We start from the raw sequence: 22255 nt of genomic DNA, 5'->3' as shown, positions 1-22255 counted from the left end.
GGCTCAAGCCACACGGGAGGTTCGTGATGTTCGATTTCACCGCACTTGAACTCGCTCGCATACAGTTCGCGTTCACGGTTGGATTTCACATTATCTTCCCGACGATCACCATCGGGCTCGCAAGCTATCTTGTTGTTCTTGAGGCACTATGGCTCGCCCGCAGAAACGACGTGTATCAGAAGCTCTATCATTTCTGGTCGAAGATCTTTGCGGTCAACTTCGCAATGGGGGTCGTTTCCGGGATTGTAATGGCCTACGAGTTCGGAACGAACTGGAGCGGGTTCTCCAAATTTGCCGGCGGCGTTACCGGCCCGCTTTTGACCTACGAGGTTCTGACGGCGTTCTTCCTTGAGGCGGGATTTCTGGGAGTGATGTTATTCGGCTGGAACAAGGTCGGACCCAGCTTGCACATGTTCGCAACGACGATGGTCGCTGTCGGTACCTTAATTTCGACGACATGGATACTGGCCTCCAACAGCTGGATGCAAACACCGCAGGGCTACGCAATCGTTGACGGCCGTATCGTTCCCACGGACTGGCTCGCGGTGATCTTCAACCCGTCATTTCCTTATAGACTGGTCCATATGACGCTGGCGGCGTACCTTTCCACAGCGCTCTTCGTCAGCGCGTCAGGCGCTTTTCATCTATTGCGAGGCAACGACACGCCTGCGGTCCGGAAGATGTTCTCAATGGCGTTGTGGCTGCTCCTTTTCGTTGCTCCACTACAAATCGTAGTTGGCGACGCCCATGGCCTGAACACTTTGAAACATCAGCCGGCGAAAATCGCCGCTATCGAAGGCCATTGGGAGAATGATCCAAAGGAGACCAGCTTGCCCCTCATCGCCTTCGGAATTCCGGATATGCAGGCCGAAGAGACGAAGTACTCGATCGAGATTCCCTATCTCGGAAGTTTGATCTTGACCCACACGCTCCGCGGAAAGATACCCGGATTGAAGGAATTCGCACCTGAGGACCGGCCCAACTCGACGATAATCTTCTTCACGTTCCGGGTGATGGTCGGTCTGGGCATGGCAATGCTTCTGCTTGGGGCAGGGGGACTGTTGTTACGGTGGCGCGGGCGGCTCTTCACCTATCGGCCTTTCTTGATTTTTTCCGTACTCATGGGGCCGGCGGGGTTGATCGCGGTCCTGGCAGGTTGGATGACCACCGAGATCGGACGGCAGCCTTGGGTTGTTTATGGCATCATGCGGACGAAGGACGCGGTGTCGGGCCAATCGGTGATCGCACTCAGCGTGACTCTCGTTGCGTTCATCCTCATCTACTTCTTTGTTTTCGGTATAGGGATCAGCTTCATGCTCAAGATGGTAGCTCGAGGTCCGGACAAGTACGGCACGGAGAAGCCACCGCAGGAGCCAGGGCAGGTCCGAAGGCCAGCGCGACCACTTTCCGCTACGCCTGATGATATCGATCCTGCGCCGCGGCTCGAAAGGGAGGACGTTTAAATGGGCATCGATCTACCCGTTGTGTGGGCAACGATAATTGCTGTCGGCGTCATGATGTACGTTATCCTGGACGGGTTCGACCTCGGTATCGGCCTTCTCTTTCCCTTCATTCCCAAGCGGGTCGAGAGGGATGTAATGGTAAACACCGTCGCCCCTGTTTGGGACGGCAACGAGACATGGCTCGTTCTTGGCGGGGCGGCTCTTTTTGCCGCGTTTCCGTTGGCCTATTCGACGATACTCAGCGCCCTCTATTTCCCGATGATGCTTATGCTTGCCGGGCTCATCTGGCGCGGCGTCTCATTCGAATTCCGGTTCAAGGCAGGCGACAGAAGAAAGCCATTGTGGGACGCTGCCTTCTCTGTCGGTTCCTACCTCGCGACATTCGCGCAGGGCGTTGCATTGGGTGCTTTCATCAACGGGTTCCAGCTCGACGGCACAACCTATGTCGGCGGCCAATTCGATTGGCTGACACCGTTCAGCGTCTTCACGGGATTGGCGCTGATAGCTGCCTATATGATGCTCGGATCAACCTGGCTGGTGATGCGCACGACGGGCGATCTGCACAATAGAATGCGCATGCTTGGGCAGTGCACATCAGTCGCACTTTTCCTCATGATCGTGATAGTCAGCATTTGGACGCCGCTTGTTCACAACAGCGTTGCTGCTCGCTGGTTCGTTTTACCAAATCTCCTGATTTTCGCACCCGTACCGCTGCTTGTTGTCGTGGCGACCGGTCTCCAGGTGTGGGCATTGAGACGAGATGAACCGGGAGCGCGACCTTTCGTGCTGGCGCTCGTCCTGATGTTCCTAGGTTACAGTGGCCTTGCCATCAGTATGTGGCCCCACATTATCCCGCCATCGATCTCGATTTGGACGGCATCTGCACCGCCTGAAAGTATGGGCTTCGCTCTTGTCGGAACGCTCCTGATCATCCCTGTAATCCTGGTCTACACGACCTGGTCATACTATGTGTTCCGGGGTAAATCCGAGCCGGAAGCGCGGTATCACGAGTGAGATCCCGGTCGGTTTTTCGGCTATCAAGACAGATCCTTTGGATGGGGGTGATCTGGACCCTCTCGGTGTCGACACTTGCGGTGTTGGCTGGGCTTTTACGAATTCTGATGTCGGCCGCCGGCATGACCTCATAGCGAGAGCTTTTAGGTAGAAGACGAAGCGAGGAAAGCTGGATGTCGGTAGGTATGAGATCTGCTATGGGCGCATCCGTTTGCTCGAACAAGAGGCGCGAAATGCGAATTTGCCGATGTTGCTTCATGCCTGCAATTGTACTCGAGAATACGTGTACTTAAACCATCGAGAATTTCTCTGCGGACGCTCCAGCCGGTAAGCTTGCGCTGGCTCTGTTGACCCTCCTCCCTCTCAAAGGAAAACGCCATGGACAAAAAAGTAGCGCATCAACACCGCAGCCTGCCACTCTCCACGCCAACAGACTTGGGGGAGGAAGCCACGCGTGATATTGCGGCAGCGCTTACGGCTCTGCTAGCGGATGTCTTCGCACTCTACCTCAAGACCAAGAACTTCCACTGGCATTTGTCCGGACCGCATTTTCGCGATTATCATCTGATGCTTGATGAGCAAGGTGCCGAGATTTTCGCGATGACGGACGATATCGCCGAGCGTGCACGAAAGGTCGGCGGGCCTACGCTGAAATCGGTCGGTCATATCTCGCGACTGCAACGCATTCTCGACAACGACGCGGATTTCGTGACGCCGCAGGACATGTTGTCCGAGCTTCGTGATGACAACAAGCAGCTTGCCGGTATCTTACGTCAGCTACATGAGTTGACCTCTTCGTATAACGACCATGCGACCACGAGCCTCACCGAGAACTGGATCGACGAGGCGGAACGCAGAGTGTGGTTCCTGTTCGAGGCAACGCGTCTCGATCTGTAGCGCCTCGAGAAAGGCGGCCGAAATCCGTGTCGATAAACTAGAAGGCGAGCCGCCCCCGGCGAGAGGGGCGGCTCTCCTGGACCGCGATCTTAGGCTGCGGTGGGAAGGGGGACCACCAAGCCTTGGTCTTCGATTGCCTTAGGAGGAGGGCGACGGAGATGATGTTACCTCAACCGTAGAACGTACAAAATTGAGCCGGGGTATAGATTTAGTTATCCGCACGCCGGACATATTTTGTTCGAAGTTCCGCACTGAAAAAAGCCAGTGCAAGCTGCTTCTCGCAAGCCGGGAACCCGTTCGGATTCCGTCGAGCGTGTCCGGACGGCCTCCCTTGTTCTCGATCTGGCTGCAGCAAACTTGGAGCAAACGACTCCGGCCACAGTGCTAGCTACGCCCGATTGGTTTCTCGATTTTCGCATAGGAAGCGCCGGACCGGATGCACCCGATCGCCCTGAGACTTTGCATGCCGCGATCGACTGGAACTTCAGTCTGCCGTCGGATACCAAGGCAACAGCTTTCTGCATGGCGTCTGTGTTCGCGGATATCGCACGCTCACCTTCACGTATGGTGGGCGCTACGAGTGTTGAAACCGGCCAGAAAATGATCGATCAGTGACGCGACCTGAGGGAGGCATTCCTCCAGCGCGAAGTGTCCGGTATCGAGGAATTGTAGATGGGCGCGAGGGAGATCTTCTAGGTACGCCTGCGCTCCTGCGGGAGTAAAGAATGGGTCGTTCTTACCCCAGACGATCAGCGCAGGCGGCACGTTGGCTCTCAGCCATTCCTGCCATTGCGGGTAAAGCGGCAGGTTGCTCCTGTAGTCGAAAAGCAAATCGAGTTGCGGCTGTTTACGGCCGGCCTGCTCGATATAATGGAAGTCCAGTTCGTAGTTATCCGGCGCTATGCGTTCCGGTCGCGACGCCCCGGTCAAGTACTGGAAGCGTACTCCCTCGGCGGTCAGGAGGCCTTCCAGTTCTGCGGTGACCGCGGCGTCATCTGGACGAGCGGACATCAGCCTCCTTGCTGCTTCCGACAACCCGGCGTCGTAGCAATTTCCGTTTTGGATGATCAGGCCGGCTATGAGTTCGGGTCTTCTGGAAGCGATCCTCATGCCTACGGGGACCCCAAAGTCGAAGATGTAGAGGATTACGCGGGTAAGACCCAGATCATCTATGAACGCTTCGATGGCGCGTGAGAGGTTTTCGAACGTGTATTCGAACGTCCCTCCGTCGTTCTTGCTGACGGAAGCCGTGCTTTGACCGAACCCCGGGTAATCGGGGGCGATCATTCGGACGTTTCCGCCAATTCGCTCCATGAGCGCTCTGTATTGGTGGGAGGTCGACGGGAACCCGTGCAGCAATAAGATGGGAGGGGAAGGCGATGCTACATCTTTCGGGTGGGTTTCCCGATAGAAGATCTCCATGTCGCCGACGGCGAGCCGGCGATGGGCGATTTCATGGTAGCTCGATGTCATTGCCGCGCCTTCTCCAATTGCATTCTACTTTGCTGCCTCGATGATCAAATCCGACACCTCCTTGGGATGCGACAGCATCGCGACGTGGCTGGAAGGTATCTCGATCGCCTTCGCATTGGCAGCCTTCACCTGATCCTTTTCCAGTTGCGGCGGAATGATCTGGTCCTTGGTTGCTACCACCATAAAGGTCGGCTTTTCACGCCAGGCGGCTGCAGTGACCTTCGCGCTCAGGCACCTGATGTGAAAGGGGCCTTGCGTTGCAGCGACGACAGCCTTTGATTCAGGATCGAGATCGGCGGCGAAGTACTTCTTGATTCCCTGGTCGCTGATTCTCAGGAAGCCGTCGTCATCCTTCATGTACTCCTTACGGCTTTCCAGCACGGGGTATTTTGACGTGATGTCCTCCAACGACTGCCCCTTGTCGGGCGCATAGGCTGCCACATAGACCAGAGACTTCACCTTGGGATCTGCCCCGGCTTCCGTTATGACGACGCCCGCCCAGGAATGCCCGACAAGAACCACCGGCCCCTCGGCGTTCTTGATGGCGCGCTTGGCGGCGCTGACATCATTGTCCAGCGAGTCGAGAGGGTTCTGGACGGCTATCACCTTGAGGCCGGCCTTTTCCAGGTGTGGGATAACCTTCTGCCACGAGGTGCCGTCGGCGAAGGCTCCGTGCACGAGGACGACGGTTTTGGCTGGCGCATCCGCAGCCAACACCGCGGTCGATGCCAAATTTGAAATCAGAACTGCGGCGAGTGGCAATATCTTCATCATGTCAGTCTCCTTGTTGCCGAGTAGGCGAGCTTGAGAGTTGATCGATTGTCGAGCTTTTCCGGTAGGCCCGATCCGTGTCCAAATGAGATGCGCGGAGTGAGGGATTGGCCGCATTGGCCCGCCGCGTACTCTGGGAGCCTCCCGTGCGGGACGCTTCCATTGCACCCAGGCTAGAACACGGCACCTCGGATTTCGCGTTAATTCCTGAAAAAGCTCGCGAAATGCTAGAGATGGAAGAGTCGTAGAATTCGCATCCTCAAGTCAGGTACTGTCTTTGAAGCGTGATTAAGTCCGGCTTGGTGCAACGCTTCCTCGGCCTTGGTCCGCACCGAGAGAAGGGCTGCGAGGTCCTCTGCGATAGTCGGGCGTTCTCGAAGCAGGTCGGCAATCTTCGCCTTGCTTATCTGATAGAGGATAACGTCCGTGAGACACTTCGTATCAGCGACTTCCTTACCACCGAGGAGAACGCCACGCTCTCCGAGAAGGTCGCCAGGCGCGAGACGGGCGAACTCGATCCTGCCTTCTTCACTGCCGTCTTCAACGATCGCCACTCCGCGCGCCAAGATCATCAGGGACGTCGTGGTCGAGCCCTTCTTCGCAATAACCGCACCCTGCTTCATCATCAGGCGCTCCGCCGCGGCGACCAATGCATTCCTCTCGTCATCAGAGAGATTGGCAAAAATCGGAGCCATGTTTACGAGGCGCCTCACAATGTTGGGTGGACCGTCAGCGCTCTCCGGGTGCTCTCCTGGAGGGTCTGAAGCGAGGGCAAATCCCGCAGCCATCGTATGGCGATAGACCAAGTCGAAGATCTCGTTTTTCGCCTTCGTGACGGACAGAAGAGTGGGGACGCGGAACGACAGCTCCACCTCGATGCAATCCCGGCTCAGCCCTAATATCGAAACAGATGGGCTCGGTGTTCTCAGGATTTCGCTACTGCTGAGGAGGACCTGTTGCATCGTGCTCTCGATGAGGCTCGGTTGCGAGTTTGCCTGCATTTTTACCGTTAGACTCGCTCCGTGCGACATGTCGGGAACGCTCAGGTTCGTAATGCGGCTCTTCGCCAGCATGCTGTTCGGGACAACCACCAGATCACCGGTTTTGTTGAGGAACTGCGTGGATCTCCAATTCGTCTCTACGACTTTTCCCTGGACATCATGGTCCAGAACAACCCAATCACCCACGGAAAGGAGCCGGTTGAGATTGAGAGCTATACCGGAGAACACGTCGTTCAACGTGCTTTGAAGAGCAAGGCCAAGCACGATGGCGAATACTCCCGACGTCGCTATGATTGTCCCGACCGGCAGGCTGAAAACATAGGCGATGATGCATAACGCAGCACTAACATAGATAATCGCGACAACGAGATCCTGAAGAAGTCTTCCTTCGCGGGGCTTGTGTTCGAGTATCAGAAATACCCGGGCGCAATTGGCCAGCACCATTGCGCCCGCGAGCCACCAGACGGTCTTGAGAACACCACGCACGAGACGCAGCGTAACCCCAGGATCGACGCCTTCGATCGAGTATGGCGGAATGTTGTTCCACAGCAACAACGTGGTCAACGCAGCGAAGAAGACGCAATCGATGATCAGGCGGCGAGTCCCAGGTGCAGGGAACACAATATGTGCGGCGCCTCGGGCCGCAAACAGCACGCCGAACTGTATCCAGATATCGGTGAGTACGGATGGCATTCATAACTCCCGGCGGAACTTGAATGGCTGCCGTGCTCCGACGTCGCGGCTGTTCGCAAGATATCAAAGCGATACGATACCTTTGAGTGGCAAGCAGGTGAAATCATGTGAAACCTCGTAAAACCTGCCCACCTCGCAAGTGTCGGCGTTGAAACTTTTTCGCTATTTGACGACCTTTAGCACCCGCTCTCGGCCCGCGCTGGTATCGTGCAGCCTCCACATCCCGGTCTGCCACATCCCGGCCTGCCATATCGCTTACAGCCGGTATCGCTTTATGGTCACTGAGCCTCAAGATGCGGGAGTTTTACCGATGCTGGAAGAGACGCTCGAGCAGATCAATGAGCAACTCGAGCTTTCAAGGGCGGGTGAAATCATCGGTCGAGCCGTACTTCAGTTCTAACAGCCTGTAACTCGTCGATTAGGGGACTGCGGTTCGATTGTTGCAATCCGCTTGCCGCGCTTGAGCATCCTCGCTGAACCAGCACTCAATCCAGCGCGAACGATACTCGTTTCCCTGGGATTTACGAGGATTAACTCGTTCGCGGTTCTGCGGTCAGGCAATATCCAACGATTAATAAAGCACTTTACGATCGTAAGAAGGAAGAACGTGCATGCGCTCTTTTGTCTTGGCTTTGCTGCTCGCTATCATCTCAGCGCCACCTATTGCTCGGGCTGCGGATGCCGCCGCGCAGCGGGCCCCAGAGATGCACGCTCCCATCGTCACCGTGCACTACCGGTCAGCCAAAATGCAGGGCTTGAACATTTTCTACCGGGAGGCCGGACCGGCGGACGCCCCCGTCGTGCTCCTGCTTCACGGGTTCCCGAGCTCTTCACACATGTTCCGAAATCTCATTCCCCAACTGGCGGATCGATATCACGTTATCGCCCCCGATTATCCCGGCTTTGGGCAATCCGACGCTCCGGATCACAAGGATTTCAAATACGGCTTCGGCCCGTATGCCGACATCGTCGACGAACTGCTGTCCAGTATCGGCGTCAAGAGTTACGCGATGTACGTGATGGACTACGGCGCACCTGTCGGTTACAGGCTTGCACTGAAGCATCCCGATCGCGTCACCGCGTTGATTATTCAAAATGGAAACGCCTATGATGAGGGCCTGCGAGGTGCCTGGGATCCCATCAAGGCCTACTGGGCAGACGGATCAAGTGCACACCGGGACGCGCTGTCCGGCCTGGTGACTCTCGAGGCGACCAAGTTCCTATATATCGACGGGATGTCGGACGTCAGCCGCATAAGTCCAGACAATTGGGTTCAGGACCAAGCGCTGCTGGACCGGCCCGGTAACAAAGATATCCAAATGGATCTCTTCTATGACCACCGCACCAATCTCCCGCTCTATCCGGCATTTCAGAAATACTTCCGCGACTATCAGCCGCCGACGCTAATCGTCTGGGGAAAGAATGATAAAGTCTTTTCCGAGGAAGGAGCGCATGCCTATCTTCGGGATCTGCCAAAAGCCGAAATCCACTTGCTCGATAGCGGACACTTCGCGCTCGAAGACAAGTTGGATGAAATGGTTCCGCTAATTCGCGGCTTTCTGGATCGTGAATTAGCCAAACCATAGATGAGGCCCAGACGAGCCGGTCCTGTCGCTTTAAGCTCGCGTATGGCGTCTGCCGACGATCAAGATCCCGCATACTCAACTATCAACAAGGAGAAGACAATGACAAAGCACGTCCTATTCATCGTCTCTAACGCAGCGGTGATCGGTCCGCACAATCGCCCCACTGGGTTCTTCTTCGCGGAAGTCGCCCACCCGTTCGACGTCCTCGACAAGGCGGGCGTCGCCGTCGAGTTCGCGTCACCGGCTGGCGGATGGACTCCGTTTGACGCCTATGACGAGAAAGACGCCGCGCAGAAAGAGTTTCGCGAGAGCAAGGCTTTCCGCCGACTGAACCGCAGTCGGCGGCTGTCCGAAGTGGATGCCGCGGATTATGACGCGATCCTCATTCCAGGAGGCCTGGGGCCGATGGTCGACATTCAGCGCAATCCTCAGGTCCAGAGTTCGATCGTGCGCGCCTGGACGACGAATAAGATTGTCAGCGCGGTCTGCCATGGACCGTGCTCCCTGCTTGGCGTTGATCTTGGCGACGGGGCACCGTTCGTACGCGGCAAAAAGGTTACGGGCTTCTCGAAAAAAGAAGAATACGACTACGCCCGCGAAGATGTACCGTTTGAGCTTGAGGATGCCCTGACGGGTGAGGGAGCTGTCTATTCCTCTGCGGCGAACTGGGAGCCCCATGTCGTCGTCGATGGTCGCCTCATCACCGGCCAGAATCCGGCTTCAGCTGGCCCCCTGGCGCAGGAGTTGCTTGCGGCCCTCAAAAAGCAGGGGTGATCGAAACGCTAGCTTTCGCCCCTGTCCGAGCTCGGGCGTCACGGATTTTCCCGAGCCGCCGTAGGGGGGCCTGGTGGAGGCTTCTCGTGGAGCCGAAACTCATTCAAAGGGCCGCTTACCGTCGGAGCGAGCGCTGCGGACTCATCGTCTTTTACGGTCGCAGCACAGGGGATGTTGCAAGGGCTAAGGCGCTCGATGCCACGACCTCTTGCTTCGGCAATTGCCGTTTCACGCCGGCTCGGCAACCGTTGCCTCGCAGCGGCACCCGTAACCTCTTGCATAAGCTGCTGACGGAGATACGTTGCGCATCATGGTTGCCGAACTCTTGGTTTCGATGAAGGGAAGTCTTTGGTGAAAGAAACGGACTTTTCCGAGTTTAGGAACGGCTGGCGGATCGTTTTGGCCGGCCTTCTTGGAACGGCTTTCGGCCTGCCTGCCATTCCGTTCTACACAATCGGCGTTTTCGCGCCGATTTTCGCGAGAGAATTCGGCTGGTCGTTCGCAACAATTTTTGGCGGTCTGTCGCTGCTCGCCGCTTCAGTTCTTATTATTGGGCCATTTTTCGCGATGCTGATCGACAAGTTCGGAGCGCGCCTGGTGGCATCGGCCTCTCTGCCGTGCCTGGGCTTGAGCTATATGACGCTCGCGGCATCGAACGGCTCGGTCGGACAATATTATCTCTCGTGGCTGGCTATTGCGATCTTCGGCCTGGGGGCGACGCCGGTCGTTTTCACACGGGTGATCAACAGTGCGTTTGAGGAGCGGCGGGGCCTTGCCCTTGGCCTCACCTTGTCCGGCCCCGGTTTATTTGCCTTTGTGGTGAAGCCGCTCGCTCAATTATTGATCGAGACCGGCGGTTGGCGTGTCGCAATCGTCCTAGTCGGCGCAATGCCGATACTCATAGCGTGTCCGATGGTTCTTTGGGGCTTCGCCGGATTGCGCGCCAGGAACGTTGATGCGGGACCAGTGCGAGTGAATGCTTCGGAAGGCATGACCGTACGCGAGGCCTTTCGCTCGCGCTCCTTCTGGCTTCTGGCCGTCGTTTTCATCCCGATGTCGTTCGCCGTCGCGGCGCCGCTTCCCAATATCGAAAACATACTTCGTTCGTTGCGCCTGTCGCCAGGTGAGATCGTCCAGCTCGCCTCGCTTGTCGGAATAGCGGCCGTAGCCGGTCGGCTTCTTGGCGGCGTTCTGGTCGACAGATTCTGGGCGCCTGCGGTCGGCATGGTCATATTGGCGCTCGGCGCGGTCGCCTGCTTTATCCTTTCGCTGGACGATGCAAACTTCTTCATGGCTTGCATCGCCGTTTTATTGCTCGGCCTCGTTTCAGGAGTGGAATTCGACCTAATGGCTTATCTGGTTTCCCGCTATCTCGGGATGCGCAGCTACGCCACCATCTACGCAATACTATACGGAATATTCGTGGTGGGCGCCTTCGTGGGGCCAAGCCTGTTTGGCTACGTATTCGACCGTACGGGCACCTATACAGGTATCCTGAAAGCCTGTGCGCTGTTGCTTATCGGTGGCGCAACAACGGTTCTCTTTCTGGGGCCTTATCCTATCAGGAAAATCCAGAGATTCGCGTAGCGCCGCCGGGCCGATCCCGATCGTTGTGGCTCAGTTCCGTTTTTAGGTTGTCAACCAGCCGACCCGCTGTCGCCACGATATCGTCTGCGAAGTTCCTCAGATGGCCGACTTCGGTCCGCGATCCAATGCAGCGCTAAAATGGGTAGCCGCCGCATGTCGTGACTGACCATTGTCAATAAAGCGGGCAATGCGCTCCCGCAGGATCAAGTGAATAGGCTTTGGTCATCGCAAATCACCGCCGAACGAAGCGGATCACGAAATGCCATCGACAGGAATCCCAAACGGTTCAATCTGAATGTCCGACGCTCTGGTGCCCCGAGGGTTTTGCCGGCAGGCTTCGAGAAGTTGACGCGCCTTCATCACGCTCACGCAGGGCAACACGTCATCGAACTGGGCGCAGACGGGCGACAGCAACTCGGCCGCCGCCGCATGCCGATCGGCTTCCGCCCATAGCTCCGCTAGTGCCGTCGACGCCCGAAGCCGGAAGAAGAGCGCACCGCTTTCCCTTGCCGTCTCTGCGGCGAGCAGCAGGGTGTCAGAGGCACCGGACAAATCGCCATCCAATCGCTGCAGCATTCCGCGCACGCGCAGCAGTTCCGGCCGGGACCAGTGCTCGCCTTGCCGGTCGGCGCGGTCGAAGGCGGCGCCAAGGCTGTCACGGGCAAGCGCGATGCGTCCGCTGCGCAACGCGGCTTCGGCGAGGGTGGTGAGATAGAACGGCACCCGAACGAGGAAGTTGTTGGTGATGAGCTGCTCGATGGCGAGGTGCATGGCGTCAACCCCTTCGGGGTCGCCGTCCATGCTCGCAACGGCGCCATCGTAGAAGCGACAGACTGGGTTCCAGATCGCGATCTCACGTAGAGCAAGATTGCGTGCAAGCGCGTCGACATGTAGGCGCGCGATCCTCGTCTCCCCTGACCACAGGGCGATCGGTAGGGCCGCCTGCGCCAGAGCGTTGGAATGAGAGACCACATGGTCGAGCGCGAGACTGTGGTCGAGAGCATCCTTTAGTGCCGCCGTCGCCTCGCTGCGATCTCCCGCTACCCAGGCCGTCATCGCCAGGGCCACGCGGATCGACACGAACCGGTCCATCTGGAAGCGGGCGACGCCGGAGCGCTTCGCGGTGGTTGCGTGATCGCGTGCAAGCCGCTTCAGGTCATTATGCGCACGCCGGACATCGCCGCAATAGAAGAGGGCCGTCAACCTGACCCGTTCTCCCTCCGCGACAGCCAGCCGTTCATCCTCTCGGCCGGCCAGTTGGGCGAACTCTTCAAGCGTCGCGATCGCCTGCCGATGCCGCCCGGTGAAAGTTTGCAATATGCCGTAACCCCACAAGGTGCGAAGCTGATAATCGACATTCCCGATCTCCCGCGCCAGCCTGTTGGCCTCCATCCACGCCGCGTCGGCTTCGGGACCGAAATGATCCGAGAAATTGAGGCCTGACGCATAAGACGCGATGAGTTTCATGTTGACAGCGGCGTCGCAGCGCGACAGGGCATCCGCACATTGCAGCGCCCGCTCGACACGTCGCCGGCTTTCGGCGACGGTTGACAATTCGTCCCACAGCGGGATTGCGGCCGCGGTGAGGCGTACGCCGACCTCTGGGTGTGCGCCGTCGCCGAGAGCCCAGTTGATCGCCTCGCGCAAATCGTTCGTTCGCTGTGCGTAGCGAGCGGTCCAATCGCTCCTCGGTCTCCAAAGCCACTCCGCCTCGGCTTGCTCGAACAGTCGGAGAAGATACCGCGCGTGGCTCGATCGGACGTGGGCAGCTTCTCCACTCCTGTCCAGCCGCTCGGCGGCGAAACTCCGGGTGCTATCGAGCAGGCGATAGCGTAGCCCCTCGGCGTCGTGCGCGGCCGACAAGAGCGATTTGGCCGCGAGGCTTTCCGTGCAAATCACGATGTCCTCTATGCTTCGGCCGAGGTCACCCGCGACTCCGATGACATCGGAGAAAGAAAAGCTTGCTGAGAAAACCGACAGAAGACGCAGAAGCTGGGCTTCGTCCTTGGATAGAAGCTGATAGCTCCAGTCCAAGGTCGCGAGCAAGGTCTGGTGCCGTGGCGGAGTACCGGCGGAACTGGCGACAAGTGGCTCGAAACTGTGTTCGAGAAGAATGAGCAGCGTTGTCGGTTTCAAAACCGGAAGCTGCGATGCGGCAAGTTCGATTGCAAGCGCAATTCCGTCAAGACGTCGGCAGATGGCCGCCACCACGGGTGCGCTGGCGTCATCAAGTTGGTACCCGTAGGCCTCGTTTGCGCGTTGAACAAAGAGCTGCACGGCGGGGAAGGTTAGGGCCGCGGTCCGGTCTTTTCCGCTGCGCTCATCTGGATATGCCAGCGGAGACAAGCGATAGACGCTCTCCGACCGCGATCGAAGCGGCTCGCGGCTCGTGGCGATAATATGAAGACCGGGAAGGGCGAGCGTAAGGTGTTCCGCGATCGCCGAAGCGGTGCTGAGAACATGCTCGCAGTTGTCGAGCACGAGCAGCATTTCGTGCCCCTGCAATGCCTCGACGATTCCGGCAAGCGTATTTGACCATTTGCCGCCGATTCCGAGCGCGGCCGCTATCGTCACGTCGACAAGCTGAGGATCGCCGATGACGGCAAGATCCACGAAACAAACACCCTCCCGATAGTGGTCCAGGAGGCTTTTTGCCACGGCGACGGCAACAGTCGTCTTTCCAACCCCCGCCTGTCCGACAACCGTTAACAGGCGTCTTTTCGGAAGCCTCGCACCGAGCTCCGCAACGATGTCGTCGCGACCGACGAGATGCGGCAGGCGAGGCAATTCACGGGTGGAAGCCTTCACCGGATCGAAGGAGTGTTGCCTCCGGTCTCCACCGTAGGTGCGCACGGGCGCAACGAAGCGGTAGCCGCGCCCCGTCACGGTGGCGATGTACGACAGGCCTGAAGCGTCCCTTGATAGGGCACGGCGCAGCGCGGCGATGTTGACTTTCAGGTTGCTCTCATGAACAAAGATGTCCGGCCAAGCGAAGCTCATAAGCTCGTTCTTGCCGACGACCTCCCCCGAGTGACTGATGAGCTTGTGGAGCAAATCGAGAGCCCGGCTTCCCACGCGTACCGGCTTGTCCCCAAGCATCAGCAGTTGCCGGTCCGGAATGAACCGATAATCACCAAAGCAATATGTTTTGCCGTCCGGTTCCATGCACCTCAAATGACTCCGCCATGAACGTGCTGTTCTGATTTGCGCCGAACTTCATTCGGCCGAGCGTATCCAAGGCTCAAATCTAAAGCTTGGCACGTATGAGCGAATCTAGCTGCATTTTGCGCAAACGTCACCTATGCGTGTGTTTGCCACGCATGTCGAGCCTTCATGACGGAAAAGGTTTCTTGCAATGGGAAGGAGACGCGGTATCAAAACCGCACCTTACGCCTATGCCACTGATCTCGTCTGTGGTCGCTGCGGCCAATCAGTGACGTCTGGCACGACATCTCAGATGCCGGCATACCATTCGTAGCCACGATCCTCCCAGAACCCGCCGTTACCGCCCCAGAGATCATCAAACCGATCACGGATTTCGATGCGCATGACGTATTTGGCATGTTTGTAGCCAAGATGACGCTCGACTCGCAGGCGCAAGGGGGCGCCGTGTTCGACTTCCAGATCCTTCCCGTTAAGCGAATAGGCGAGGATCGACTGCGGATGAAAGGCGTCGATCAGGTCAATACTCTCGTAGTAGCGGCCGCTGCCATCGAGTGTTTGTTCCAGTTCATCTGCGCAATAGAAGACGGCGTAGCGAGCACCGGGCTTCAATCCGGCAGTCTGCAGGATTAACCCGAGAGGAACGCCCTGCCATTTACCGATGGCGCTCCAGCCTTCGACACAGTCGTGGCGGGTGATCTGGGTGCGAGAAGGCAGCTTCTTCAGATCGGCCAACGAAAATTCCATCGGCCTATTGACCATGCCGTCGATCTTGAGCCGCCACTCGGCAAATTGGGTTTCGACCATCTGGATATATTCAGCGCTGTTGGGCTGAGTTGATCCATTCGGATGAAAGCTCGGTGAAATGTCCGCGTCGGTATATTCTCGGGCAAGCGTTTGCGGAGAGACGATGAGCCGCTGTGTGCCCATGGTCAGCCGCTCAGCCAGAGCGAGTACCTTCTGGACGTGATGGCTCTGAGAAATGTCATCGCAGCCGGTCAGGCCTACGGCGCCCAGGCTGGCGGCCGAGCCGATGAGAAAACGGCGGCGGGTGAAGATGGAGCTCATCGGTCGGTCTCCTCGTTGATGATCGCGTAGCGGCCGGTCACCATCGAACGCATGTTGTTCCAAAGGCCGGAGAGAATGACCATCGCGATATGCACGACGACGAAGGCCACCAGGCTCCAGGCGGTGATGAAATGAATGGAGCGGGCCGATTGGCGACCACCAAAAATATCGAGCAGGAAGGGGTAACCGGCGTCTATCGCGGGTGACATGGTCAATCCCGAACCGATCATCAGCGGCAGCAGGACGAAAATTACGATGAGATAGGTCAGCTTCTGCAACGCATTGTAGCGCCGCGCCTTTTCGCCCTGCGGGAAGCGCAGCCGGGCGTGGTCCTTGATTTCATGCCATATATTTCTTGGCGCGATATCTCGAGCCGTCGGTGCGAGATCGCGGCGGAAATGACCGCCGATCAGACCATAGGCCATGTAAACGAGCCCATTGATGACGAACAGCCAGGCAAAGAAGAAATGCCAGCGCCGGCCAGTTGCAAGATCCTGGTAGCTGGGTATCGTCGCCCAGGCCGGGAATGCGCGCGGCATCATTTCGCCGTCGGCCGTGGAAGCACCGAGTATGCCGGTTGTGGTGATCGAGAGACGGCCGATACGCACTATTCCCGTGATGTTGTCGCCATCCTGATTGCTGGCGATTTCGAACCATGACGGATCTTCAACTGCGCCGTAATTTCCCCAATGCAATTGTGGATCTGCATTGAAGATCTGCATGCCACTCATCAGCAGCAAGGTCAGACACAGCACATTGATCCAGTGCGTTATCCGCGTAAGAGCCGAATGACGGCGAATGAAGATCTTGGCTGGGGGCGGTGGCGGCGCGGTGCCGATCTGCTCGATGCTTGTCATGGACAATTCTCCTGACGTGCCGCCGGACGGCGGTGTACGAAATCATATGGTGCGACGCTATCGCGCTCATTGAGCTGCCCGGATGCGATTGGCAACCGGGCAGCCCCGTGATGTCGGCATCGATGCGTCACATTGGCGGGATGACGCCGTTTATGCCGACCACGACACGGTCGGATTCAACCGTATTGTCTCCATCGGTCGTGCCGTTGATGATGACTCCTGCGCCGGGCTTGATGTCGTCCTTCGTCGCCTTGCCGAAGGTGACGACCGGCGTGCCTGGAGGGATCGAGATCTTCTTCTCGCCGCCCTTGTAGGTGAGCGACAGGGTGGGACCATTGACCGAGGTGACGGCGCTGGCAACCGTCGCATTGGTCATCGAGCTCTTCGGCTTCAGATCCCAGCCGTAATCGCCTTCGCCGGTGCCTTTCATCGCGGCGGGGAAGATCAAGACTTCGAGCGCCCCGTTGATGCCGCTGTCGGTCGGAACGGACGCGATGCCGACGAAATCCCCAGGCTTGATGTCTGTCACGGAGGCGTTGACGATGCCGTTGACGGCCCAGCCGGATTTCAGCTTGATCGTCACGTCCTTGCCTTCGCGCGATTTGACCATCAGCGTATCGCCGCTGAGGCTTTCCACGACGCCGCGAACGCGTGCCTTGTCGGCAGCCTGTGCGGATAGTGTGGTCACGGCACCAAGCGCCAGCACCATACCCATGATCTTCAACTTCGTGAGCGACATTCTGCTCTCCATATCTTTCATCTTTTCGATATGATACCCATCCGGCTATCTCGAGCGGGTAGGGCGATCGTTCTGGAAATGAGGCACGGCGGCGATGGCATCTTGCCAGCGACAACCGATTGTCCCTCAATTCCGCCCCCCTCATTCGGCGCTTGTGCGAATGCGTTACAGCGATCACGTCGTTGTGATCGCAAGAAGGGCGACAAAAAATCCGGTTCAGGATGTAACAAATAGCGCCGATCAACGAATGACTGCACGCGAATGACGAAATCGGTATCGGAACAGGTCCTGAAAGGCTTGATGCTTCTCTCGCTTGACGGCGATGAGGCTGCGTACAGGCGTTTGCTCGTCATTTTGCGAGATCTGCTTTTGGCATTTTATCGAAGGAGGCTTGGATCGAATGCAGACCGTGACGCCGAGGATCTAGTTCAGGAGGTGCTTTTGGCGGTGCATAGCCGGCGCATTACCTATGATCGGGAACGGCCGTTCACCGCGTGGTTTTTTCAAATCGCGAAATACAAGCTGATCGACCACTTCAGGGTAAATGGCAGCAAAAGAGGCGTGGAAATTGCTTTGGGAGATGAGATCGCGGCTGAATTTCGAGAGGAGACACTCTTTGCTCACCTCGATATCGACCGTCTTCTCGACCAATTGCCTGCCAAACAGAGGGAGCTTCTGCGGCAGGTAAAGATTGCAGGAAAAACCACTGCTGAAGCCGCGAGCGAGAGCGGCCAGTCGGAAGCAATGGTTCGCGTCAGCATTCATCGAGGGATGCGCGCGATTGGACGCACGCTGGGTTTTGCCAATGACGAAAAATGATGAATTCATCGAGGTTCTGGTACGCGATCTCACTCCGGTTCGCCATCATGCGCTGCGAGTGAGGCTTGGGCTTACAATCATTGTCGGCGTGACCGGCGCGGCCATCGCACTGCTGATATCGCTCAGCTTTCGCCCGCATCTGCACCACGTGACGGTGGCGGCGTTTTTGGTGAAGTTTTTATATACAGCCGTACTAATGAGCGCGACGATCGTGGCTCTTGAACGGGTTGCGCGCCCAGAGGGTTCGATTGGAAGTATGGTTCGGGTTCCGGTCGTGGCATTCAGCATTGTCGCGCTTCTGGCCATCGCTCAACTCGCGCTGTCGCCGGCTTCATCCTATCCAGGTTTGATCATCGGATATTCAGCGTTCTTTTGCCCGTTCCTGATCGTGGCTTTCGGCATTCCCGCTTTCTGCGCCAACATGTGGTTTCTCAGGCGTGCAGCCCCCACGCGCCCGGCACTTGCCGGCTTTGTCGCGGGTGCTTGCGCCGGGGGCGTCGGCGGCTGGGTATATTCCTGGGCCTGTGTCGAAAACGGTATCCCATTCATCGCGATATGGTACACGTTCGGCATCGTGCTGGGCGGGCTGGTCGGAAGCCTGTTCGGGAAAGTCAGCCTGCGCTGGTAGCTTCGTTTTGACGTGCAGAGGGCGAGCGGCCGGAGACGATCGGGCATTCTCGCCTTATAAATGGTAGTCATTGATCCTACCAATCAGACGCTGAGGTGTGGCGGTTGAAGTCACAGCTTTCTTCCGATACCTTTCAACATGGCTAACATCGGTTTTTGAGAGGGGGCCGCGGAGGGGTTACTTATTCTGACAGATACGCCTCCTTTGAAGCTGAGTTTTTTATAGCATGCATTTGTGGTGCCATGTTTTCTGTCCGCGCCCGCGAAAAGCCTGAGGTATTCGCCACGATACTGGCGCCTGCGATCAGGCGGCTGACCTGGGCAATATGTTGCTGAAGGTGCGCCAGTCGATCGATTCGGCAACACTCGATGTCGGCCTTGCCGATATCGGCTGTCAGGACCTGTGTCGTGGGCCCGATCAACTGATCGAACAGGTATCCCGCCAATTCGACATGGCGCGGGTTGACGTGCCGCCTTACAGCGGCGCTTTGGCGTCACGAATGTTGCAGATCCCGCTCGACGGCCTTGTCGGTCAGCCGGCGTCCGCCGGCATCGAACAGGCAGATCCGTTCCGTTCGGGGCTGCAGCCAGATCGTCTCTTCCAGTTCGATATCGAGGGTCATGGAAGACGATGACGATTGTCTGCCCGCCCAGGGTCGCCGTTATATGCGTTTCGGAACCGAGCGGCTCGACGACTACCACGCGCGCGGGAATGCCGATATTTGCAGGCGAGAGGGTGAAATATTCCGGTCGGATGCCGTAGACGCCTTCCACACCGGAAACCCTGGGAGCGTTGTCGGGCAGGGGCAACAGGACGCCTTCATTGGTCTTGAAGACAGGCTTTCCGCCACCAGTGTCGAAGCGTCCATTCAGGAGGTTCATGGCCGGCGAGCCGATGAACGCGGCAACGAAGGTGCTTTGCGGATTGTCGTAAAGCTCGAGCGGCTTGCCGATCTGCTCGATATGGCCGCCGTTCATGACGACGATGCGGTCGGCCATGGTCATGGCTTCAACTTGGTCGTGGGTGACGTAAACGGTCGTCGTTGCCAGGCGCCGGTGCAGGCTCTTGATCTCGGCACGCATGGCGACGCGAAGCTTCGCGTCCAGATTGGACAGAGGTTCGTCGAACAGGAAGACTTGCGGATTGCGGACGATCGAACGGCCCATGGCGACGCGCTGGCGCTGGCCGCCGGAGAGCTGGCGGGGATAGCGCCCGAGGAGATCGGTGAGGCCGAGAATCTGCGCGGCATGTGCCACGCGCTTTTGCTTTTCTTCCTTCGCGGCTCCGGCAAGTGTCAGCGAGAAGGCCATGTTTTCGGCGACCGTCATATGCGGGTAGAGCGCATAGTTCTGGAAGACCATGGATATGTCGCGTTCCTTGGGCGGCAGGTTGTTCACGACGCGTCCGCCGATGCCGATTGTGCCGCCGGTAATATCTTCAAGGCCGGCGATCATCCTGAGCAGGGTTGACTTGCCGCAGCCAGAGGGGCCTACAAGGACGACGAATTCGCCGTCGGCAATGTCGGCCGAGACGCCGTGGAGAACCTCCACGGCGCCATAAGCCTTGCGTGCCTTATCGATGGTGACCGTTGCCATCATACTCCTCCTATCCGGATCTCGTTCGACGACAAGGCGCCTTCATGGATGAGAAGGCCGACGCCGCCGTCACGGAAGGCATCGGCGGCGGTATCTTCCGCCGTCACCGAAACACCGTCGGCCTCGAAGGTGATGCGCGCACCCTGCGCCGAGATCTTCATGGCGATATGCTTGTCGAACTCGGTCTTGAAGGCGGTTTCGGCAAGAACCTTGGTTTCCTCGTCACGCACCTTGACGATCTGCATCTTGCCGTCGCGCGTCACGCGCGCGCCGTAGTATCGGCGCAGGCCCTGAGCGCGGATGGCAAGGCCGCCGTAATTGCCGAGATGGATCATAACCTGGCCTGAGGCCTGGTAATCGGTCCATTGGCGCGTGCCATGAATGATGATGCCTTCGCCTCGGTTCTGCGCGATGCGGAAGGCGGCCGGGAAGCGCTTGGAGAAGAAGCTTGCGCCGTTCACCCAGGCCATGCGCCAGAAATCGCCATCGCCAGCCGGGCGCTTCAATGTCAGTTTGGGCGCGCCGTCCCAGCGGAGATAATCCACGAACACGCGGCCATCGGCGCGCCTGCCGGTGCCGGTTACGGCGATGCCGATCTCGGCGATCGGCTGGCCGTCGGTCTCAGGAAGGGTCCATTCGAGAATGGCTTCCGAGCCGGGCTCTATGACAACCAGCGCCGAGTCGATGTCGCTCAACTGATCGCGTCCATCATAGACCCGGATGCGCAAACGCGCTTCGATTATGCCGCGATTCTGGCCGTCGGCCTTGACGCGGGCCTTCACCGTCTGGCCCGGATAGACGAGTGGTGTCGCCATTAGGTCGTAGGTGCGCATGTCGAGCATTTCGCGTGGCGAGAATGTCGGCGTCGTCACGACGGCGCTTTGCGCCGGTCCGAGGGCTTCGTAGTCGATCGTCAGCGCGCGGCCGCTTTCGAATTCAGTATTGCCGACACGCACGCTGCTTGCCGCGCCGAGACCTGTCAGAGGGCGGAAGCCCTGCTGGCTGCCGGGAAGTGAGAAGTGAAACTGCGCACCGCTCTTCGGGGCCTCGAGCGACAGTTGCCCGGCAAGCTGGAGACCGAGATTGGTCAGGAAATAGGCCTGACGCACCGCATCGTTGATAGAATTGCCGCCGTCAGCTGAGGAGATCAGCATGCGGTCGGCGATGGGGCCGCGAAAGTCGGGGCCTTCGGCAAGTCCATCAAGGCCGTTCACGATGCCGAGCAGGCAGCCGACATTGCCGGCGTTGCAATCGGTATCCCAGCCCGATGTATTGATGATCATCTGCGCCTTCTGGAAATCATGCGGCGCATAGAGCACCGTCATGATCATCAACGCGTGGTTGGGCATGATATGGCAGTTGCCGGGATATTTGTCGTAGCCGTAATTGTCCTGGATCTTCTGGCGTGTGTCGCGCCAATCGGGATGCGCCTTGTGCCAGGCCCTGATGTCGGCAATCAGCCGGGCGATCTGGCTGTCGCTTGGGATCTGCTTGAGCCCGGTATCGATCAGATGGTCGATGTCGGAGGTGACGAAAGCCTCGGCTTCCATCGCTGCCCAGAGCATGGCGGCATAAACGGATTCGCCATCATGGCTGACCTTGCCGGCCTGTTCTGCAAGCTTGGCCGCGAGTTCCGGCTGACCGGGGGCGACCATCGCCCATCCATCGATGAAGATCTGGGCGCCGATCTGCTCGGCAACGCCCTGGCCATTGGTGGTGATCGAACCGGACTGCGGGGCCGGCACGCCCTTCTTGAGATTAAGCCAGGCGGTGTGTTCGGTGGAGTTGCCGTTGCCGCCCCACCAGAGGATCGTGCGTTCCTCGACGATGTAATTGAGCCAGGCCTTGCCGATTTCTTCGGCGGAGAGGTTCGGCTTGATGCCGTAATCTTCCAGCGCGCGGATGAAGGTGAAGGTGCCGGCGACATCGTCGTCGGTGACGACGAGCGGCTGGTTCAGGCGTTCATGCACGTAATATTCGATAGGGCCGAGTTCTTCCATGATCTTCTCGTAGGTCCATCCCTCGAAGGGGCGGCCGAGATAGACGCCGATGAGCTTGCCCAGGACACCGGCATAGACACGTTCGAGATAGTCGTTCGGAAGCTGCATTGCTTACTCCATTTATCGAT

At 58.1% G+C, this 22255-nt stretch carries 17 protein-coding genes and 1 pseudogene; 9 read left to right on the top strand and 9 right to left on the bottom strand.

The genetic code is table 11. The features are described from left to right. Positions 1-26: 26 nt before the first annotated feature. The 4 genes from DQ393_RS16965 to DQ393_RS16950 all read left to right on the top strand — a co-directional run bounded on the left by DQ393_RS16965 (position 27) and on the right by DQ393_RS16950 (position 3374). Positions 27-1463, top strand: a complete 1437-nt coding sequence (locus DQ393_RS16965; RefSeq protein WP_112342918.1) for a cytochrome ubiquinol oxidase subunit I — start codon at positions 27-29, stop codon at positions 1461-1463. Further along, positions 1464-2477 carry a cytochrome d ubiquinol oxidase subunit II gene (cydB, locus tag DQ393_RS16960; protein ID WP_112342917.1) on the top strand — a complete coding sequence of 338 codons (1014 nt, stop codon included), beginning with the start codon at positions 1464-1466 and terminating at the stop codon, positions 2475-2477. After that, complete coding sequence (locus tag DQ393_RS34120) at positions 2474-2611, top strand: DUF2474 domain-containing protein (RefSeq protein WP_281024015.1); 138 nt, start codon at positions 2474-2476, stop codon at positions 2609-2611. The genes cydB and DQ393_RS34120 overlap by 4 nt, the downstream gene beginning before the upstream one ends. Before the next feature lie 244 nt (positions 2612-2855). Beyond that, positions 2856-3374, top strand: a complete 519-nt coding sequence (locus tag DQ393_RS16950) for a Dps family protein (protein ID WP_112342916.1) — start codon at positions 2856-2858, stop codon at positions 3372-3374. Positions 3375-3932: 558 nt separating this feature from the next. Here the strand turns inward: DQ393_RS16950 and DQ393_RS16945 are convergent. The 3 genes from DQ393_RS16945 to DQ393_RS16935 form a co-directional block, all read right to left on the bottom strand. Then, on the bottom strand, positions 3933-4847 hold the full coding sequence (locus DQ393_RS16945) for an alpha/beta fold hydrolase (RefSeq protein WP_112342915.1): 915 nt from the start codon (positions 4845-4847) through the stop codon (positions 3933-3935). 24 nt (positions 4848-4871) lie between these two features. Beyond that, entirely contained in the window at positions 4872-5621 is a 750-nt protein-coding gene (locus DQ393_RS16940) for an alpha/beta fold hydrolase (RefSeq protein ID WP_069610652.1), read from the bottom strand. A 224-nt stretch (positions 5622-5845) separates the two neighbouring features. Continuing rightward, positions 5846-7312, bottom strand: a complete 1467-nt coding sequence (locus tag DQ393_RS16935) for a mechanosensitive ion channel domain-containing protein (protein WP_112342914.1) — start codon at positions 7310-7312, stop codon at positions 5846-5848. A 611-nt stretch (positions 7313-7923) separates the two neighbouring features. Here DQ393_RS16935 and DQ393_RS16930 point away from each other — a divergent pair. The 3 genes from DQ393_RS16930 (at position 7924) to DQ393_RS16920 (ending at position 11259) form a co-directional block, all read left to right on the top strand. Further along, on the top strand, positions 7924-8898 hold the full coding sequence (locus DQ393_RS16930; RefSeq protein ID WP_112342913.1) for an alpha/beta fold hydrolase: 975 nt from the start codon (positions 7924-7926) through the stop codon (positions 8896-8898). Positions 8899-8997: 99 nt separating this feature from the next. Continuing rightward, positions 8998-9672, top strand: coding sequence for a type 1 glutamine amidotransferase domain-containing protein (locus DQ393_RS16925; protein ID WP_112342912.1), 675 nt, complete (start codon positions 8998-9000; stop codon positions 9670-9672). Positions 9673-10023: 351 nt separating this feature from the next. Further along, positions 10024-11259, top strand: coding sequence for an MFS transporter (locus DQ393_RS16920; protein WP_181592377.1), 1236 nt, complete (start codon positions 10024-10026; stop codon positions 11257-11259). Positions 11260-11511: 252 nt separating this feature from the next. On the opposite strand, the gene DQ393_RS16915 is transcribed toward DQ393_RS16920, so the two are convergent. From DQ393_RS16915 to DQ393_RS16900, 4 genes are all read right to left on the bottom strand, one after another. Continuing rightward, positions 11512-14358: an ATP-binding protein gene (locus DQ393_RS16915; protein WP_181592376.1), complete on the bottom strand. Its 2847-nt coding sequence runs from the start codon at positions 14356-14358 to the stop codon at positions 11512-11514. Positions 14359-14712: 354 nt separating this feature from the next. Further along, positions 14713-15489 (bottom strand): molybdopterin-dependent oxidoreductase, encoded by a 777-nt coding sequence (locus tag DQ393_RS16910; RefSeq protein WP_112342909.1) that lies wholly within the window; start codon positions 15487-15489, stop codon positions 14713-14715. Beyond that, positions 15486-16346 (bottom strand): cytochrome b/b6 domain-containing protein, encoded by an 861-nt coding sequence (locus DQ393_RS16905; RefSeq protein ID WP_112342908.1) that lies wholly within the window; start codon positions 16344-16346, stop codon positions 15486-15488. The genes DQ393_RS16910 and DQ393_RS16905 overlap by 4 nt, the downstream gene beginning before the upstream one ends. A gap of 127 nt (positions 16347-16473) precedes the next feature. Continuing rightward, positions 16474-17085, bottom strand: coding sequence for a hypothetical protein (locus DQ393_RS16900; RefSeq protein WP_112342907.1), 612 nt, complete (start codon positions 17083-17085; stop codon positions 16474-16476). A gap of 261 nt (positions 17086-17346) precedes the next feature. On the opposite strand from DQ393_RS16900, the gene DQ393_RS16895 reads away from it, so the two are divergent. Further along, the gene (locus tag DQ393_RS16895; protein ID WP_112342906.1) at positions 17347-17904 is read left to right on the top strand and encodes a sigma-70 family RNA polymerase sigma factor; all 558 of its coding nucleotides are present in this window, start codon (positions 17347-17349) and stop codon (positions 17902-17904) included. Further along, positions 17891-18532, top strand: a complete 642-nt coding sequence (locus tag DQ393_RS16890) for an NrsF family protein (RefSeq protein WP_112342905.1) — start codon at positions 17891-17893, stop codon at positions 18530-18532. Before DQ393_RS16895 ends, DQ393_RS16890 begins: the two co-directional genes overlap by 14 nt. 493 nt (positions 18533-19025) lie before the next feature. Here DQ393_RS16890 and DQ393_RS16885 read toward each other — a convergent pair. After that, positions 19026-20127: pseudogene (locus DQ393_RS16885) on the bottom strand (ABC transporter ATP-binding protein). Beyond that, the gene (locus tag DQ393_RS16880) at positions 20127-22235 is read right to left on the bottom strand and encodes an ADP-ribosylglycohydrolase family protein (protein WP_112342904.1); all 2109 of its coding nucleotides are present in this window, start codon (positions 22233-22235) and stop codon (positions 20127-20129) included. The pseudogene DQ393_RS16885 and the gene DQ393_RS16880 overlap by 1 nt, the downstream one beginning before the upstream one ends. Positions 22236-22255 lie beyond the last annotated feature (20 nt).

It is taken from the genome of Martinezella tropici (genome assembly GCF_003287875.1).
In the GTDB taxonomy this organism is placed as follows: Bacteria; Pseudomonadota; Alphaproteobacteria; order Rhizobiales; family Rhizobiaceae; genus Rhizobium; species Rhizobium tropici_C.
The sequence above is the reverse complement of the archived record's forward strand: the minus strand, read 5'-3'. Positions and strand labels throughout refer to the sequence as shown.

Excerpts from the sequence above, each read along its gene's own strand:
- DQ393_RS16930 (WP_112342913.1), top strand. The coding sequence starts at position 7,924 with ATGCGCTCTTTTGTCTTGGCTTTGCTGCTCGCTATCATCTCAGCGCCA.
- DQ393_RS16935 (WP_112342914.1), bottom strand. The coding sequence starts at position 7,312 with ATGCCATCCGTACTCACCGATATCTGGATACAGTTCGGCGTGCTGTTT.
- DQ393_RS16880 (WP_112342904.1), bottom strand. The coding sequence starts at position 22,235 with ATGCAGCTTCCGAACGACTATCTCGAACGTGTCTATGCCGGTGTCCTG.
- DQ393_RS16895 (WP_112342906.1), top strand. The coding sequence starts at position 17,347 with ATGACGAAATCGGTATCGGAACAGGTCCTGAAAGGCTTGATGCTTCTC.
- DQ393_RS16910 (WP_112342909.1), bottom strand. The coding sequence starts at position 15,489 with ATGAGCTCCATCTTCACCCGCCGCCGTTTTCTCATCGGCTCGGCCGCC.
- DQ393_RS16940 (WP_069610652.1), bottom strand. The coding sequence starts at position 5,621 with ATGATGAAGATATTGCCACTCGCCGCAGTTCTGATTTCAAATTTGGCA.
- DQ393_RS16900 (WP_112342907.1), bottom strand. The coding sequence starts at position 17,085 with ATGTCGCTCACGAAGTTGAAGATCATGGGTATGGTGCTGGCGCTTGGT.
- DQ393_RS16915 (WP_181592376.1), bottom strand. The coding sequence starts at position 14,358 with ATGCTTGGGGACAAGCCGGTACGCGTGGGAAGCCGGGCTCTCGATTTG.
- DQ393_RS16905 (WP_112342908.1), bottom strand. The coding sequence starts at position 16,346 with ATGACAAGCATCGAGCAGATCGGCACCGCGCCGCCACCGCCCCCAGCC.
- DQ393_RS16965 (WP_112342918.1), top strand. The coding sequence starts at position 27 with ATGTTCGATTTCACCGCACTTGAACTCGCTCGCATACAGTTCGCGTTC.
- DQ393_RS16890 (WP_112342905.1), top strand. The coding sequence starts at position 17,891 with ATGACGAAAAATGATGAATTCATCGAGGTTCTGGTACGCGATCTCACT.
- DQ393_RS16925 (WP_112342912.1), top strand. The coding sequence starts at position 8,998 with ATGACAAAGCACGTCCTATTCATCGTCTCTAACGCAGCGGTGATCGGT.
- DQ393_RS16945 (WP_112342915.1), bottom strand. The coding sequence starts at position 4,847 with ATGACATCGAGCTACCATGAAATCGCCCATCGCCGGCTCGCCGTCGGC.
- cydB (WP_112342917.1), top strand. The coding sequence starts at position 1,464 with ATGGGCATCGATCTACCCGTTGTGTGGGCAACGATAATTGCTGTCGGC.
- DQ393_RS16950 (WP_112342916.1), top strand. The coding sequence starts at position 2,856 with ATGGACAAAAAAGTAGCGCATCAACACCGCAGCCTGCCACTCTCCACG.